Raw genomic sequence first — 13,857 nt, forward strand, 5'->3', positions numbered from 1 at the left:
GTCAGCCGATCGCTTCGGCCCAGTGGTCCGCGAGGTACGCGGTCGCCTTTTCGGTCTGCTCGGGGCTGGGCACCGTGGCCGGACCGTCGATGACCGGAATCGCGGACGCGACGGATTTGTCGAGCTTGCCGTCGGCCAGCATGTTGTCGGCGCGCACCGGGCGCACACCGCCCGCGGCGTACAGGTTCTGGCCCTCGTCGCTGAACAGGAACTCCTCCCACAGCCGCGCGGCGGCCGGATGGGGCGCGTCCTTGTTGATCGCCTGGTAGTAATAACCCGCGACCGCGTGATCCGGCGGAACCAGCACCTGCCACGACGGCAGCTTCTTGGTCTCGGCCGCGTTGAGGTAGTTCCAGTCGATGACCACCGGGGTCTGGCCGGACTCGATGGTCGCCGGGGTCGGGTCGACCGGCAGGAAGTTGCCCGCCTCGCTGAGCTTGCGGAAGAACTCCACCCCCGGCGCGATGTCGTCGGCGGACCCGCCCTGCGACAGCGCGACCATCAACACTCCGGAGAACGCCGCACCGGCCTGGGTCGGATCGCCGTTGAGCGCCACCTTGCCCTTGTACTCGGGCTTGAGCAGATCGTCGACCGAGGTGACGGGTGGCACCTTGGCGGAGTCGAAGCCGATCGACATGTAGCCGCCGTAGTCGTTGACCCAGGCGCCGTTCGAGTCCTTGTACGCCGCCGGGATGTCGTCCCACACCGCCACCTTGTAGGGCGCGAACATCGCGGTGTTGGCGAGCGCGACCGACTGACCGAGGTCGAAGACGTCTGGCGCGGAGCTGCGGCCCCGCTGTTGGTTCGCGGCGTTGATCTCATCCTGGCTCGCGGCATCGGGCTGCGCCGAATTCACCTTGATGCCGTACTTGTCCTCGAATGCCTTGATGATCGCGCCGTAGTTGGCCCAATCCGGTGGCAGGGCAATGACATTCAGCTCGCCCTCTTTCTTGGCCGCCTCCTCGAGTCCGGACAGGCCGCCGAAGTCCTCCGCTGAGGTCGCCTCACGGGCGTTGACACCGGACTGCGTCTGCTCTTCGGGCTTGTCTTTCTCCGGAGGTGCACAACCGATGAGGCCGGCGAACAGCAGGACCGACGCGGCCGCGGCCGCCACAAGACGTGAGGACTTCATTGCCGAACCTTCCGATGGGCAATTGGCGGCGCAGTGGCGCGATGGTGACGGCTCTGCGTCGTAGCGGGAAACGTTTGCATACGCGGCGCTCGACCCTACCGTGGTCGCGCCGCCGGCGGGTGCATGTTCGCGGGACTTTGATCAACGCGCATACACGCAGCTAACAGCGATAACATCGGGATGTGGCCGAACGCGAAGCCCCGGGGGACTTCGACTACCTGATCGGCGACCTGCCCGAAGCCCCGGCGCAAACAGCTGAGACGGATTTGGGGGACGGCGCGCTGCTGGAACCGGAAGCGCCCGACGATAGCGGCGCGGCACCGCCGGTCCGCAACGGAGCCTTCGACGCGTTCGACTCGAGCACCTGGTACTTCGAACCCGCCCCGCCGCCGTGGTATCGGCGTAGGCAGGCGCTGATCGCCTGGGTCGCTGCGGGCACCGCCGCGGCGGCGCTGGTGGTCTCGGCGGTTGTGTTGATCGTCCGCGCTCCGGTGAGCGCAGAGGAGGAGACGACGTCGGTTGACTCGACGGCGCCGACGTCTGCGGCGTCCACCGAACCCGCGACCAGCCGTCGGCCGTCGCCGTCGCCGTCGGAGCCGCCACCGCCCCCACCGCCGCCGCCGGAGGAATCGGCCGAACCGATCGCGCCGCCTCCGGCGCAGACCCTGCGGCCGCAGACTCCGTCGACGCGTACCACAAAGGAGCCCGAGATCGGGGTCACGCGAACTCCGGTGACGCGCTCGCCCATCAGCGTCGCGCCGCGGCCGCGCTGATATACGCGAGAGGCGGGAGACTTTCGCCTCCCGCCTCAGCACTTCGATGGTCAGCGACCATGGCCGCCGTGATGAAACGCGAGCGCCGGTAGCCCGTATCCGAAGAACGGGTATTGAAGCTGCCCGGCCTGTAGTGCGGCGTCGCTCGGCGCGACAGTCACCTGCGCGTTACCCGGCGATTGGACGACCGTCGCACCACCGGTGTTGACCGTCTGGGGGCCCATCGGTGCGGCCGCGGCGATCGGGGCGAGCCCGATTGCACTCGCAGCAGCGGCCAGAGCCGCCGTCGCAATGAAACGACTCTTCATTGCATCCTCCTCCACATTTCGAAACTGAACGTTCAGTTTCAATGAGTGGAACGCGGCGACCCGGCCGAATCAGTCCACGACCCGGCGGTGCGTTGTGTCACAAGCGGTCAGTCATCCACGGCGAACCCGCGCATCGCACCGTCCACGAGGGCAACGGCCGATGCGTCGTCGAGCGGGGCATGGCCAAGCAGGAGGCGGTAGAGCATCGGGCCGATCAGCTGGTCGAGCGCGGCGTCCTGGTCGAGGTCGGGGCGCAATTCGCCACGTTCCACTCCGCGCGCCCAGATCGTCTTCATCAGCGTTCGACGCGGCTCGGCCAGGTGCTGGTACAGCTCCTTCTTGAGCTGCGAATCACTTTGCGCCTCGCCGACCAGTTGCGCGAAGACCCGGCCGCTAGCGCCGGTATAGAAGTGCGCGAGACCACGGATCACCCGGCGGAAATCCTCGGCCGCCGAGCCGGTGTTCGGATCGGGCGCCTCCGCCATCATCTCGGTCAGGAATGCTTCGCCGGCGACCGCGTATTTGTTGGGCCACCACTTGTAGATGGTCGCCTTGCTGGCGCCGCTACGGTGCGAGATCTGCTCGGTCGTCATCGCACGCAGGCCCACCTCCTGCAACAGCTGGGAGGTGGCGCGCAGCACCGCGACGCGCGACTGCTCGCTGCGCGGACGCCCTGGGCTGCGCTGCGCACCCGCGGCCGTGCTCGGACTCACGCGTATCACTATCGGCCACCCGCGGGCCGTCACACGCACGAACGTACTTTTCTCAGCGCATACCAACCAGGTGTTCAGGCAGCGTTCTCGTCCGCGGCCCAGAGCGCGTCGATGGCCGCGAGCGCACGGCTGAGGCTCTCCGCCGCAAGGGGTTTGAGTTCCGCCATGGCCGGTTTGGAGTTCGCCATCGTCAGCTCGGCGATGATGAAGCGCGGCGACAGCCCTGTCATCGACACGGCATGAGGCAGCCATGATTCGGCATGATCCCAACCCTCGCGGGGCGTCCCGGGGCCGTAGCCGCCGCCGCGGCTTTCGAGCACGATGAACTCGCTGTTGCCGAGTAGGCCGGTCTCGGATTCGACGTCGAACGAGAGGCCGGGCGCAACGATGTGGTCCACCCATGCCTTTACTGTGCTCGGCGGGCCGAAGTTGTAGAGCGGCAGACCCAGCACGATCGTGTCGGCCTGCTTGATCTCGTCGATCAGCTGGACCGTCAACGCCATCGAGTCCCGCTGGGCCGGCGAGAGCGCCTTGGCGGGCAACACCCGCGCCATGCCCGTGACGCCGTCGAGATGCGGGATCGGTTCGGTCGCCAGGTCTCGATAGGTGACGGTGCCGCCGGGATGAGCGTTGCGCCACCGCTCAACAGCGCGGGCGGTGAGGCGGCGGCTCACCGACTGGTCACCCAGAAACGAAGAGTCGATGTGGAGCAGGTGTGCCATCAGTTCTTCTCCCATAGATAATTTGCGTAGTACAAACTATCTATACCAAACTAGTCGTTGGTGTATTCCCGTAGGCTGAACAGGTGCCCGAACTGTCCGCCCCGCTGCTGGTCCACCTGGCGCGACGGATGAAGCTCGAGGCCGAGCCGGAGCTCGATTCGTTCGGTCTGCGCGCGCGGCACATCGTCGCCCTGACGCTGTTGCGGGACCACGGCGAGCAGAATCAGTCCGACCTGCCCGCCATGCTGGGGGTCGACCCGACGAACGTCGTCGCACTGCTGAACGAACTCGAAGCCGACGGCCTCGTCGAGCGCAGGCGCTCAGCCGAAGACCGGCGCAGGCACACGGTCGCCCTCACACGCGCGGGCACCCGCAAGCTGGCCGAGGTCGAGAAGGTGCTGTCGGTTGTGGAAGCGCGCGTGCTGGCGCCGCTGACCGAGGCCGAGCAGCATGAGCTCTACCTCCTGCTCGCCCGCGCGAGCGGGGGCAGCTGCACCGAGGCGCTGCCCGCCGCGCAGCAGTGCCTCGAGACGCCGGATTAGTCTCGGATTCATGGCCGACTCCGACGCCGCGGCCGCGTTCGCGCAATCGCGCATCGCGATGCTCGCCACGGTCGGGCCCGATGGTGCACCGCACGTCGTGCCCGTGGTGTTCGCGGTGAACACCAACCGCGAACAGCCCGTCGTATACACCGCTGTCGACGCCAAACGTAAGACCACCCAACGGCTGCAGCGGCTGGCCAACATCGAGGCCAACCCGCGGGTGAGCATGCTCGTCGACCACTACGAGGACGACTGGACCCAGCTGTGGTGGGTGCGCGCCGACGGCGTGGCGCAGATCCACTACAGCGGTGACGAGATGGCCGCCGGCTACGCACTGCTGCGCAGCAAATACGTTCAGTACCAACGCATTGCGCTCGACGGACCGGTCGTCACCGTCACGGTGGACCGGTGGGCGTCCTGGCAGGCCTGACGTCGGCTGCTTAAACGTCCAGGCGCATTGATCCGGCCGTAAGTTTCGCGGATTGTGCGAATCCCTTGTGCTCGGTGTTCGTTCGGAGAATTGTGGATTAGCAGATCCGATGGGAAGCACCGTCGCTTCCCGGGAGAGGGAACCGTCATGGCTGACAAGACGACAACTTCCCAGGCCGGAGCCGCCCCCACCGCGGACAGTCCGGCCGCCATCCGCAACGTGGTGCTGGTGGGCCCATCGGGTGGCGGCAAAACCACACTCGTCGAGGCGCTGCTGGTCGCCGCCGGAGTTCTCAACAGACCGGGATCGGTCGTCGACGGGACCACCGTCTGCGATTGCGACGAGGCGGAGATCGCGCAGCAGCGCTCGGTCGGCCTCGCGCTCGCGTCGCTTCAACACGACGGGGTCAAGGTCAACCTGATCGATACGCCCGGCTACGCCGATTTCGTCGGCGAACTCCGGGCCGGGCTGCGCGCCGCCGACTGCGCACTGTTCGTCGTCGCGGCCAATGAGGAGGTCGACGAGCCGACCAAGTCGCTATGGCTGGAGTGCAGCCAGGTCGGCATGCCCCGCGCGGTGCTGATCACCAAGCTCGACCACGCCCGCGCAAACTACGAGAACGCGTTGGCCGCGGCGCAGCAGGCGTTCGGCGACAAGGTGCTGCCGCTGTACCTGCCCGCCGACTCACCATGCACCGGACTCATCGGCCTGCTCTCCCAGACCCACTACGAGTACGCCAACGGCAAGCGCACCGGATCCCACGAGCCCGACGCGTCCTACGCGGACACGATCGAGGAGATGCGGGGCAGCCTGATCGAGGGAATCATCGAGGAGTCCGAGGACGAGACGCTGATGGAGCGCTACCTCGGCGGTGAGGAGATCGACCAGTCGGTGCTGATCGACGACCTCGAGAAGGCCGTCGCACGCGCATCGTTCTTCCCGGTGATCCCGGTGTGCAGCACGACCGGCGTCGGCACCCTCGAACTGCTGGAGATCATCACCAGCGCGTTCCCGTCACCTCCCGAACACCCACTCCCCGAGGTGTTCACCCAGCAGGGCAAGTCCCGGGAGAGCCTGCCGTGCGATGCGTCCGGACCGCTGCTCGCCGAGGTCGTCAAGACCACGTCGGACCCGTACGTGGGGCGTGTCAGCCTGGTGCGGGTGTTCTCCGGGACCATCACGCCAGACGCGACGGTCCATGTGTCCGGCCACTTCTCGTCGTTCTTCGGATCCAACGGCGACGGCAACGCGGCGGTCCACGCCGATCATGACGAGGACGAGCGCATCGGCACCCTGTCGTTCCCGCTCGGCAAGCAACAGCGGCCGGCGCCGTCGGTGGTGGCGGGTGACATCTGCGCCATCGGCCGGTTGTCGCGCGCGGAGACCGGCGACACCCTGTCCGACAAGTCGCAACCGCTGGTGCTCAAGCCGTGGACGATGCCCGAACCGCTGCTGCCGATGGCGGTGGAACCGCACGCCAAGACCGACGAGGACAAGCTCGCGGTCGGCCTACAGCGGCTCGCGGCAGAGGACCCGACGCTGCGCATCGAGCAGAATCCCGAGACGCATCAGATCGTGCTGTGGACCATGGGTGAGGCCCACGCCGGTGTGGTGCTCGATGCCCTGTCGCGGCGCTACGGCGTTTCCGTCGACGCTGTCGAACTGCGGGTGCCACTGCGAGAGACGTTCGCGGGCAAGGCCAAAGGCCATGGGCGACACGTCAAGCAGTCGGGCGGACACGGACAGTTCGCGGTGTGCGATATCGAGGTCGAACCGCTGCCGGAAGGCGCCGGATTCGAGTTCGTCGACAAGGTGGTCGGCGGCGCGGTCCCACGCAACTTCATCCCCAGCGTCGAGAAGGGCGTCCGCGCGCAGATGGAGAAGGGCGTCGCCGCGGGTTATCCGGTGGTCAACATCCGGGTGACACTGTTCGACGGCAAGGCGCACAGCGTCGACTCGTCCGACTTCGCGTTCCAGATGGCCGGCGGGTTGGCGCTACGCGAGGCGGCGGCGGCGACCAAGATCACCCTGTTGGAACCCGTCGACGACGTCCAGGTCGTCGTGCCCGACGATTTCGTCGGAGCGGTGATGAGCGACCTCGCGGGCAGGCGTGGCCGCGTGCTCGGCACCGACAAGGTCGGCGAGGACCGCACGGTCGTGCACGCCGAGATTCCCGAGGTGGAACTGACCCGCTACGCGATCGACCTGCGCTCGCTGGCACATGGCGCGGGATCCTTCACCCGGCACTTCGCCCGCTACGAGCCGATGCCCGAACAGGCCGCAGCCAAGGTGCGCGCCCTCGTATAGCGGACTACTGGAGCGTCAGGTGGTACTGCAGGCTGAAATACAGCTCGCGCAGCAGCATCGGCACCTGCGTGCCCAGGGTTTTGAAGCCGCTGGTTCGCGTCGGCGACGGGTGCGCGTCCAGCCCTAGATCCGCGGCCATCCGCATGGCGCGACGCATGTGCAGCGGATCGCTGACGATCAGCACTCGGCCCAGGCCGTGTTCGGCGAGCACCGGCTGGGTGAAGAGCAGGTTCTGCCGCGTGGTGCGCGACCGTGACTCGACGAGGATTCGGTCCGCGGGGACACCGGCTCTGATCAACCAGTCGCGGCCGGCGTCGGCTTCGGCGACCGAATCGCCGTGTCCGACACCGCCCGTCACGACGATCCAATCGACCTGTCCGGCTTTGAACAGCCCGGCGGCGTGCCTCAGTCGCTCCGCGAACACCGGCGTCGGCCCACCGTCGGCGACGGCCGCGCCGAGGACGACGGCGGCGTCCGCATGAGCGGCGTCGGACTGACGGCTGAACGCGACGATGTCGGCGGCCAGGCCGATGACAATGGCCAGCAGTACCGCCAGGACAATCACGGTGCCTCGGGCCAGGCGGCCCCACCGATGGCGCGCGGCCACGCCATCATGATGCCAGCGCTGATGCTGGTCTGACGCTGATTTATGGGGGCTAGCCGGTAGTCGATACCTCGGTTGCCGGTACCCGAGATGGATGCCACCGGTGCAGACATCGCACGGCCGGAACGGAAAAGTCCCATACGTGCCTGAAAACGATGCGTTGCTCACCGCCCGCTTCGAGCGGGACGCGATTCCACTGATTAACGAGTTCTATCGCCACGCGCTGAAGCTGACCCACGATCACGCCGACGCCGAGGACCTGTTGCAGGAGACGGCGGCGAAGGCGTACGCCGGTTTCCACGGGTTCCGCGACGGCACGAATCTGGCCGGCTGGCTGTACCGCATATTGCTCAACAGCCACATCAGCTCGTACCGCAAACAGCAACGGCGCCCGGCCCAGTGGCTCACCGACGAGTTCACCGACGGACAGCTGGTGGCCGAGGCCGCGCACACCTCCGCCGGGTTGCGCTCGGCCGAGGATGAGGTGCTCGACCTGATCGGCGATGACAACATCCAGGAGGCGATGCGGCAGCTGCCCGAAAAGCTACGCACCGCACTGTATTACGCCGATGTCGAAGGCCTGCGCATCAACGAGATCGCCGCAATCACCGGTGCCCCACCCGGCACCGTGATGACCCGCGTGCACCGCGCCCGGATTCGGTTGCGCGGCCTGCTCGCCGACGTCGCACGGGCCAGGGGCTACTCGCTGGACGATGCCGCCTGACACCTGCCGCCTAAGACCAGGGACGAGGGGACCTGTTGATGACCACACGATTCGACCGCCGGGTAACCCGCCGCGCTGTGCACCCGCGTCCGGTCCTCTACGCCACCACAGCACGCACGCTGCTCGCACACCTGGCGGCGACGCTGGTCCTCGGAGTCGTCGCGCTGGTGGCCGTCTGGCAGTTCATGTTCGACGGCGCGATACCGCATCACGCGAAGGCATCGTCACACATGTCCTCGGCGCCACACTAGCGCCGCGGATCACCCGCCCAACTGAAGCTGTTTACGTATTTGCCCATGTCCAAAGCGATTTGAGTGTTCGCGCCGGATGGCTTGCCGAACCCGAAATCGGGTCCGAATTCGTGGTAGGGCCCCACAGCCGATGCGACGAGGGCGACGTCGTTCTTGATCGCGACCATGACGAGCACCCTCATCCGCATATAGCTGCTGTTCGCTCCCTGCGGCCAGCAGTCGGCGATCTCGCCGTACCCCGGTTGGTAGCCGACCATCGCGTTCGGAATCTCGTAGGCGGTGCGGGTGTCGGGGAACGTCTTCTTGACCAGTTCCTTGGCGATCTCCTCGGCCGAGCGGTTGCGCGCGGGCTCGCTGAAGAACTGCATGGTGCCCCCGTCGCCGGCCAGGAACTCGGCGGTCACCCCGTTTGGTTTGGTGGTGATGCGGTACGCAGAACTCGGCGCGGGGTACGACACCGAGAAGCTGCCGTCCGCGGCGGTGAAGCGCGGGTTGATCTCCACCGGCGTGCCCGTCGGTGGCCTGCCGCAGTCGGGCGGACACATATAGCGCACGGGAGGTTTGTGGATGACCGCCGACAGCCAGATCAGCGCGCCGGCCACCACGGCGATGGCGACGAACCATGTCAGCACCAACCGGACGCGTGACGTGCGCCGCGGCGGCGCGGCCTGATAGGTGCCAGCCGGAACCGCGTATCCGGGAAAGAAGGTCGGCGGCGCGGTCATGGCTCCTCTGGGGCGGCCCCGCCCCGCACCGGGCGCGCCTCGCGCCGTGATCTGCGCGACGACCGGGACGACGCCCTCGTCGCCACCCCGCACGCGGGACAGAAGGCCATGTCGGGAACCACGTGACCGCAGTGCGTGCACAACAGCGGCTCGTCCGACTGGATCTCGTCGTGCGCCTCGTGCAGCAATGCGAGGTGCAGTCCGACCCGCAACACAAGCACCGCCACGACCGCCAGCAGCAGATACAGCACCAGCATCAGCACCTGCGGGAAGCGCGCGACGTCGACCAGGCCCAGGGCCAGATAGACGGCCAGTATCGCCGACGCCAACCCGACGAGCACCAGCCGGACCATGCCGGGGTGCTGATCCTTCTTGCTCTCCGGCCGGGTGAACCACAGTGCCGCACCGATCAATCCGCCTGCGGCAGCGGCGATCAACGGCACCGCGACACCTCTGATGCCCGCTTCGACCATCAGGCTCTCCATCGGGCGTTTGCTGACCACGCCGGTGCCGAACTGCGGCGCCAGCCGTGTCAAAGTCGCCGCGGCGGTGAAGGTCAGTGCGCCCAACACGCCGATCATGAAGCCGTCCAACGCTTCTCGTGACGGCGGTCGCGACAGCCGCACGATCACGGCGGGCATCAGCATCAGGATCACACCGCCCAGCGGGATGCCGATCCCATCGCGCAGCACCCGCATCCCCGAGATCGCACTACCCAGACCGACCTCGTAATGGCGGGCCACCAATGCGCCGGTCAGCATCACCCACCCCACCGCGAGTGCGATACCCAGCGCCATGGTGAGCAACAGTGTGCGAATGGGGAAGTCGCGGAACGCATCCGACTCACGCAGATAGATGAGATACAGCACGGGCAGGCCGAGCGCGGAGACGGTGATCAGCGCAGCGGGCAGGCGCAAGAGCGTGAACGCGATCAGGCAGGCCAGCAGCACGACCAGCCCGGTCCGGAACGCCGTCCGGGAGCGTTGGGTCAGATGCGGAAACAGTGAGCTGGCCAACGACGGTTGCAGCAGATGTTCGTTCGGCGCCGCTCCGAAGTCCCGGAGCCGCAACCAGTCGGGGCCTTCCCCTTTGCGCGGTTGCAGATGACAACCGCACAGTCCGCAGTACTCACCGGCGGGGACGTCGGTCTTGCAGATGCGGCACTCCGCGGTGGGCACGGAATCGTCGGGGGTTGTCATGGCGAAGCCTCTTGGAGGATCAACAGATTCTGCACGAGGTTGTCGACATCGGGGGTGCCGAGCCCCGTCACGAGGTCATAGCCCGGCCCGGCGTTGGCGACGACGTTGCCGCCGAGGGTGACGTCGCGGAACGCCGGCAGCGGCGCGCCCGCCGCGATCCGGTAGAGCTGCGGGTTGAGGGCGCCGATCAACCGGCCGCCGTTTTCGAGCAGGTACTGGTTCATCACCGCGGCCAGCCCCGCCCAGATCGGCGCCGACTGTGATGTCCCGCCGCCTACCAGGTCGGCTCCCTTGAACACGATGCGCACGCCCGTGAACGGGTCGGCGACCGCCGCCACGTCAGGGGTGAGCCTGCGGTCGGGATCGGTGTCGGGCAGCACCCCGCGCTGCCATTCCGGGCGTTCGAAGATGTTCGAGACGCCGCCGCCGGTGCCCACCGACAGCGGGACGTCGTACCAGGCCTGCTCGGCGAGCCAGCTGCCGTCCTGCGTTGTGGAGAGTGTGGTTCCGCCGACGTCGGTCATCTCCGGAAGTGACGCCAGCGAATCCAGCCCGATGTCGCCGTCGCCCGGTGGGGACGACCAGTCGTCGCCCCCTTTGCACTCCAGCCCAGCGAGGTCGCCGCTGGCGTTGAACGCCGTCGTACCGTGCTCCTGCGCCGTCGCCAGCGCGGACCGCACCGGCGCGAGATCCGCCGCGGTGATCAGCTTGTCGCACCCCCAACCGATCGAGAAGCTCCAGACCGCACCGGGATACCGGCGGTCGGCCTCGGCGAACATCTCGCCGATCTTCTCGAAGGCTCCGTCGCTGACAATCGTTGACTGCGCGCTGAAGACGACCTTGCGCGCATCCGGTGCGATGGCGTGGGCCACCTCGAGATCCATCGTCGTCTCACCGCGCGGTTCGTCCAGCTCTCCGCCGACCACTTCCGGGGTGAATTGCGGCAGACCGTATTTCGCGGAGAAGGCGTCCAGATCGGATTGGTCGAATCCGTCGAACGCGAAGAACACGATCGTGCTGCCCTTACCCGTGTAGCCCTCGGCGGCCAGGTCCGAGGCGTTGTAGGTGTTCATCAGCGCGCTCGGCATCAGGCCCTTGTCGGGCACATCCAGCGGCAGCATCGGGGTCCGCGACTCGTGGTGCGGCATGTACCCCAGGATCCGGCCCACCTCGGCGACCTCGGGTGTCAGCGGGTCGGGAATCGCGGGTTGTTGGGGCGACGCGTAGAACACCTGCCCGCGCTTTCCGCGGTAATCGTGTACCTCGACGTCGAACGCGTCGGCCACCCGCTGTGCGGCGCCCTCCAGTACGGCCCAGGGCTCACCCGGTTTCCACCGCACCGTCAGACCGTTGCTGTGCGCCCAGTCGAAGACGCCGGCCGGGCGCGACGCCCCGTGCAGGGCAACGGTCAGTTGCGCACTGTCGTTGTGCGACGGGCCCAGGTCGGTCGAACTGGCAAGCAGATACGAATACGGACCGGCGATGACGTCGCCGATACCACCGCCGTCCGCCGGGGACGGCGGCGACGACGATGCGCGCAGGTCCGACACGAGCACCATCACGCTCGCGGCGACCAGCGCCAGCACGCCGAATTGCCGCGCACTCACGCCAGCCAGCGTACGTGCGGGCGGGTCCGAAGGTATTAGTTGTCGCCCGGTACCGCGGTCGGCGCGGGAGGCGCGAAGACCGTCGGCGAGAACGGATTGGGGCCGGACGGATCGATGCGCGGCGCCTTCTCCGTCGGCTCTACCGGCGGTGCCTCCGACGTCGTCGTGGTGGTCGTCGTCGTGGTGGTCGTGGTCTCGGGCGCCTTCTCTTCTTCCTTGGAGCACGACGCGGTGAGTACGACCATCGCGGTGATTGCGGTGCCGCCGGCGATAGCCGCCACGCGCCGACCCAAAACTGACCTCATGTTCCAGTCCTAACTGTCCCGACCATGCCAGCTGCTACCAAGATCAGTCTGGCAGTCGAACTGTATCTGAAGTGGGAAAATGACGCCGCCTGAATTCAGGTCTGCGGTCACGACCCCTTTACGGCGGCCTTGGCGTCGGCGACGGTCGAATGCAGCGACAGGATCTGGTCCAGTCCGGTCAACTCGATCGGCCGGCTGGTCGCCGGTCCGTCCGCGACGACCGCGAAGCCCGCCTGCGGGCTGACGTTCTCGTGGGTGGCCACCAACGCCTGCAGGCCCGCCGAAGCGAGGAAGTCCACCGCCGAGAGATCGATGATCAAAGCTTCGGGCCGCTGCTGCAACGCGTCGGCGATGGCCGCCTCGAAGGCCGGGATCGTTGCCAGATCTATCTCGCCGCTGACGGCCAGCACAGCCACGCCGTCGTCGTGACTGACCGAGGTGGTGATCGGATCCTTCGGGGGCACAACCGTCCTTAAGTTAGCGCCGCGACCGAAAACGGCGGTGCGCCGAGCTTAACCCGTTGGCGCCGAACGGTAGATCCTCGCTTCGATACCACCCCCTGTCCATGCAGGCTAGGGTCGAAAGGGACGTTTGATCCGGGAGGTGCGATGTCCGAACCGACAGACTTGGCCCGCTCCAGCGCAATCGCGCAGACGTCGGCCATCTCCTCCGAGGGACTGTTACCGCAACTGGTCGAGCACCTGCGGCAGAACCGCACCGCGCTGCGAGAGGAATGGGCCCGCCGGATCACCGAAGCCGAGCTTCTCACCGCGATGTCGCCAGAGGAGATCTTCTCCGAGGCCACCACCGTGTATGACAGCTATGTCGAGGTGCTCGAGACGGGCAGTGTGGAGGCGCTGCAGGATTACGCCCGCGACCTGTCCGAGCGCATCATCCCGCGTGGGGTGGAAACCAACGAGGTGGTCGGCATCGTGCTGCTGCTGCGCGACGTGCTGGCCCGATCCCTGTTCGAGAAGTACCAAACCGACTTCGAACTGCTGAACCGGGTACTCGACGCCTATGAACCGGCGGCCAACCGCATCGCCAACACGGTGGCCGTCGGCTTCGTGCAAGAACGCGAACGCATCATCCGCCAGCAGCAGGAGGCCATCCGCGAGCTGTCGACACCCGTGCTTCAGGTGCGTGAGCAGCTGCTCATTCTGCCGATCATCGGCATCCTCGACAGCCAACGGGCGCGACAGGTCACCGAACAGCTGCTGCGGGCTATCCGGGCCAACCGCGCGAAGGTCGTCGTCATCGACATCACCGGCGTGCCCACCATCGACTCCACGGTCGCCAACCACCTGGTGCAGACCGTCGACGCGTCGGGGCTGATGGGCGCCAGCGTGATCATCACCGGGCTGTCCTCCGAGATCGCCCTGACACTGGTGACCATCGGACTCGACCTGTCGAAGATGAACGCCGTCGGCGACCTTCAGGGCGGTATCGAGGAGGCCGAACGACTGCTCGGCTACGAGGTCACCCGAACCGGCGAGCAACCCGGATAACACGTTC

At 67.1% G+C, this 13,857-nt stretch carries 17 protein-coding genes; 7 read left to right on the plus strand and 10 right to left on the minus strand.

The genetic code is table 11. The features are described from left to right. Window position 1: 1 nt before the first annotated feature. On the minus strand, window positions 2–1,132 hold the full coding sequence (locus tag G6N43_RS01535; RefSeq protein ID WP_083151895.1) for an ABC transporter substrate-binding protein: 1,131 nt from the start codon (window positions 1,130–1,132) through the stop codon (window positions 2–4). A 182-nt stretch (window positions 1,133–1,314) separates the two neighbouring features. Here G6N43_RS01535 and G6N43_RS01540 point away from each other — a divergent pair, with 182 nt between their 5' ends. Continuing rightward, window positions 1,315–1,905, plus strand: a complete 591-nt coding sequence (locus tag G6N43_RS01540; protein ID WP_234810096.1) for a hypothetical protein — start codon at window positions 1,315–1,317, stop codon at window positions 1,903–1,905. A gap of 50 nt (window positions 1,906–1,955) precedes the next feature. Here the strand turns inward: G6N43_RS01540 and G6N43_RS01545 are convergent, their stop codons facing one another. The 3 genes from G6N43_RS01545 to G6N43_RS01555 form a co-directional block, all read right to left on the minus strand. Then, the gene (locus G6N43_RS01545; RefSeq protein WP_083151889.1) at window positions 1,956–2,213 is read right to left on the minus strand and encodes a hypothetical protein; all 258 of its coding nucleotides are present in this window, start codon (window positions 2,211–2,213) and stop codon (window positions 1,956–1,958) included. 107 nt (window positions 2,214–2,320) lie between these two features. Then, complete coding sequence (locus G6N43_RS01550) at window positions 2,321–2,926, minus strand: TetR/AcrR family transcriptional regulator (RefSeq protein ID WP_234810095.1); 606 nt, start codon at window positions 2,924–2,926, stop codon at window positions 2,321–2,323. A gap of 74 nt (window positions 2,927–3,000) precedes the next feature. Continuing rightward, a complete protein-coding gene (locus G6N43_RS01555) occupies window positions 3,001–3,648 on the minus strand; it encodes an FMN-dependent NADH-azoreductase (protein WP_083152042.1) in 648 nt (215 codons plus the stop codon). 83 nt (window positions 3,649–3,731) lie between these two features. On the opposite strand from G6N43_RS01555, the gene G6N43_RS01560 reads away from it, so the two are divergent. The 3 genes from G6N43_RS01560 to G6N43_RS01570 all read left to right on the plus strand — a co-directional run bounded on the left by G6N43_RS01560 (window position 3,732) and on the right by G6N43_RS01570 (window position 6,927). After that, a complete protein-coding gene (locus G6N43_RS01560; RefSeq protein WP_197745400.1) occupies window positions 3,732–4,190 on the plus strand; it encodes a MarR family winged helix-turn-helix transcriptional regulator in 459 nt (152 codons plus the stop codon). 10 nt (window positions 4,191–4,200) lie between these two features. Beyond that, entirely contained in the window at window positions 4,201–4,620 is a 420-nt protein-coding gene (locus G6N43_RS01565) for a TIGR03668 family PPOX class F420-dependent oxidoreductase (RefSeq protein ID WP_083151883.1), read from the plus strand. Between the two features lie 147 nt (window positions 4,621–4,767). Next, complete coding sequence (locus tag G6N43_RS01570; protein WP_083151880.1) at window positions 4,768–6,927, plus strand: elongation factor G-like protein EF-G2; 2,160 nt, start codon at window positions 4,768–4,770, stop codon at window positions 6,925–6,927. A gap of 4 nt (window positions 6,928–6,931) precedes the next feature. Here G6N43_RS01570 and G6N43_RS01575 read toward each other — a convergent pair whose 3' ends face one another. Beyond that, on the minus strand, window positions 6,932–7,534 hold the full coding sequence (locus G6N43_RS01575; protein WP_234810094.1) for a YdcF family protein: 603 nt from the start codon (window positions 7,532–7,534) through the stop codon (window positions 6,932–6,934). Between the two features lie 91 nt (window positions 7,535–7,625). On the opposite strand from G6N43_RS01575, the gene G6N43_RS01580 reads away from it, so the two are divergent. Continuing rightward, window positions 7,626–8,255: a sigma-70 family RNA polymerase sigma factor gene (locus tag G6N43_RS01580; RefSeq protein ID WP_083151877.1), complete on the plus strand. Its 630-nt coding sequence runs from the start codon at window positions 7,626–7,628 to the stop codon at window positions 8,253–8,255. A gap of 38 nt (window positions 8,256–8,293) precedes the next feature. Next, the gene (locus G6N43_RS01585) at window positions 8,294–8,506 is read left to right on the plus strand and encodes a hypothetical protein (RefSeq protein ID WP_133056554.1); all 213 of its coding nucleotides are present in this window, start codon (window positions 8,294–8,296) and stop codon (window positions 8,504–8,506) included. Here G6N43_RS01585 and G6N43_RS01590 read toward each other — a convergent pair. The 5 genes from G6N43_RS01590 to G6N43_RS01610 form a co-directional block, all read right to left on the minus strand. Continuing rightward, complete coding sequence (locus G6N43_RS01590; protein ID WP_083151875.1) at window positions 8,503–9,231, minus strand: hypothetical protein; 729 nt, start codon at window positions 9,229–9,231, stop codon at window positions 8,503–8,505. The genes G6N43_RS01585 and G6N43_RS01590 overlap by 4 nt on opposite strands. Next, window positions 9,228–10,430 (minus strand): zinc ribbon domain-containing protein, encoded by a 1,203-nt coding sequence (locus tag G6N43_RS01595; RefSeq protein WP_083151872.1) that lies wholly within the window; start codon window positions 10,428–10,430, stop codon window positions 9,228–9,230. Before G6N43_RS01595 ends, G6N43_RS01590 begins: the two co-directional genes overlap by 4 nt. Next, window positions 10,427–11,989, minus strand: a complete 1,563-nt coding sequence (locus G6N43_RS01600; protein ID WP_083152033.1) for a S53 family peptidase — start codon at window positions 11,987–11,989, stop codon at window positions 10,427–10,429. The genes G6N43_RS01595 and G6N43_RS01600 overlap by 4 nt, the downstream gene beginning before the upstream one ends. A gap of 83 nt (window positions 11,990–12,072) precedes the next feature. Then, on the minus strand, window positions 12,073–12,342 hold the full coding sequence (locus G6N43_RS01605) for a hypothetical protein (protein ID WP_083151869.1): 270 nt from the start codon (window positions 12,340–12,342) through the stop codon (window positions 12,073–12,075). A 107-nt stretch (window positions 12,343–12,449) separates the two neighbouring features. After that, complete coding sequence (locus G6N43_RS01610) at window positions 12,450–12,806, minus strand: STAS domain-containing protein (protein WP_083151866.1); 357 nt, start codon at window positions 12,804–12,806, stop codon at window positions 12,450–12,452. A 144-nt stretch (window positions 12,807–12,950) separates the two neighbouring features. Here G6N43_RS01610 and G6N43_RS01615 point away from each other — a divergent pair, with 144 nt between their 5' ends. Next, window positions 12,951–13,850 carry an STAS domain-containing protein gene (locus G6N43_RS01615; protein WP_083151863.1) on the plus strand — a complete coding sequence of 300 codons (900 nt, stop codon included), beginning with the start codon at window positions 12,951–12,953 and terminating at the stop codon, window positions 13,848–13,850. The last annotated feature ends 7 nt before the right edge of the window (window positions 13,851–13,857 follow it).

Origin of the sequence: Mycolicibacterium moriokaense, assembly GCF_010726085.1 — a bacterium.
Lineage (GTDB): Bacteria > Actinomycetota > Actinomycetes > Mycobacteriales > Mycobacteriaceae > Mycobacterium > Mycobacterium moriokaense.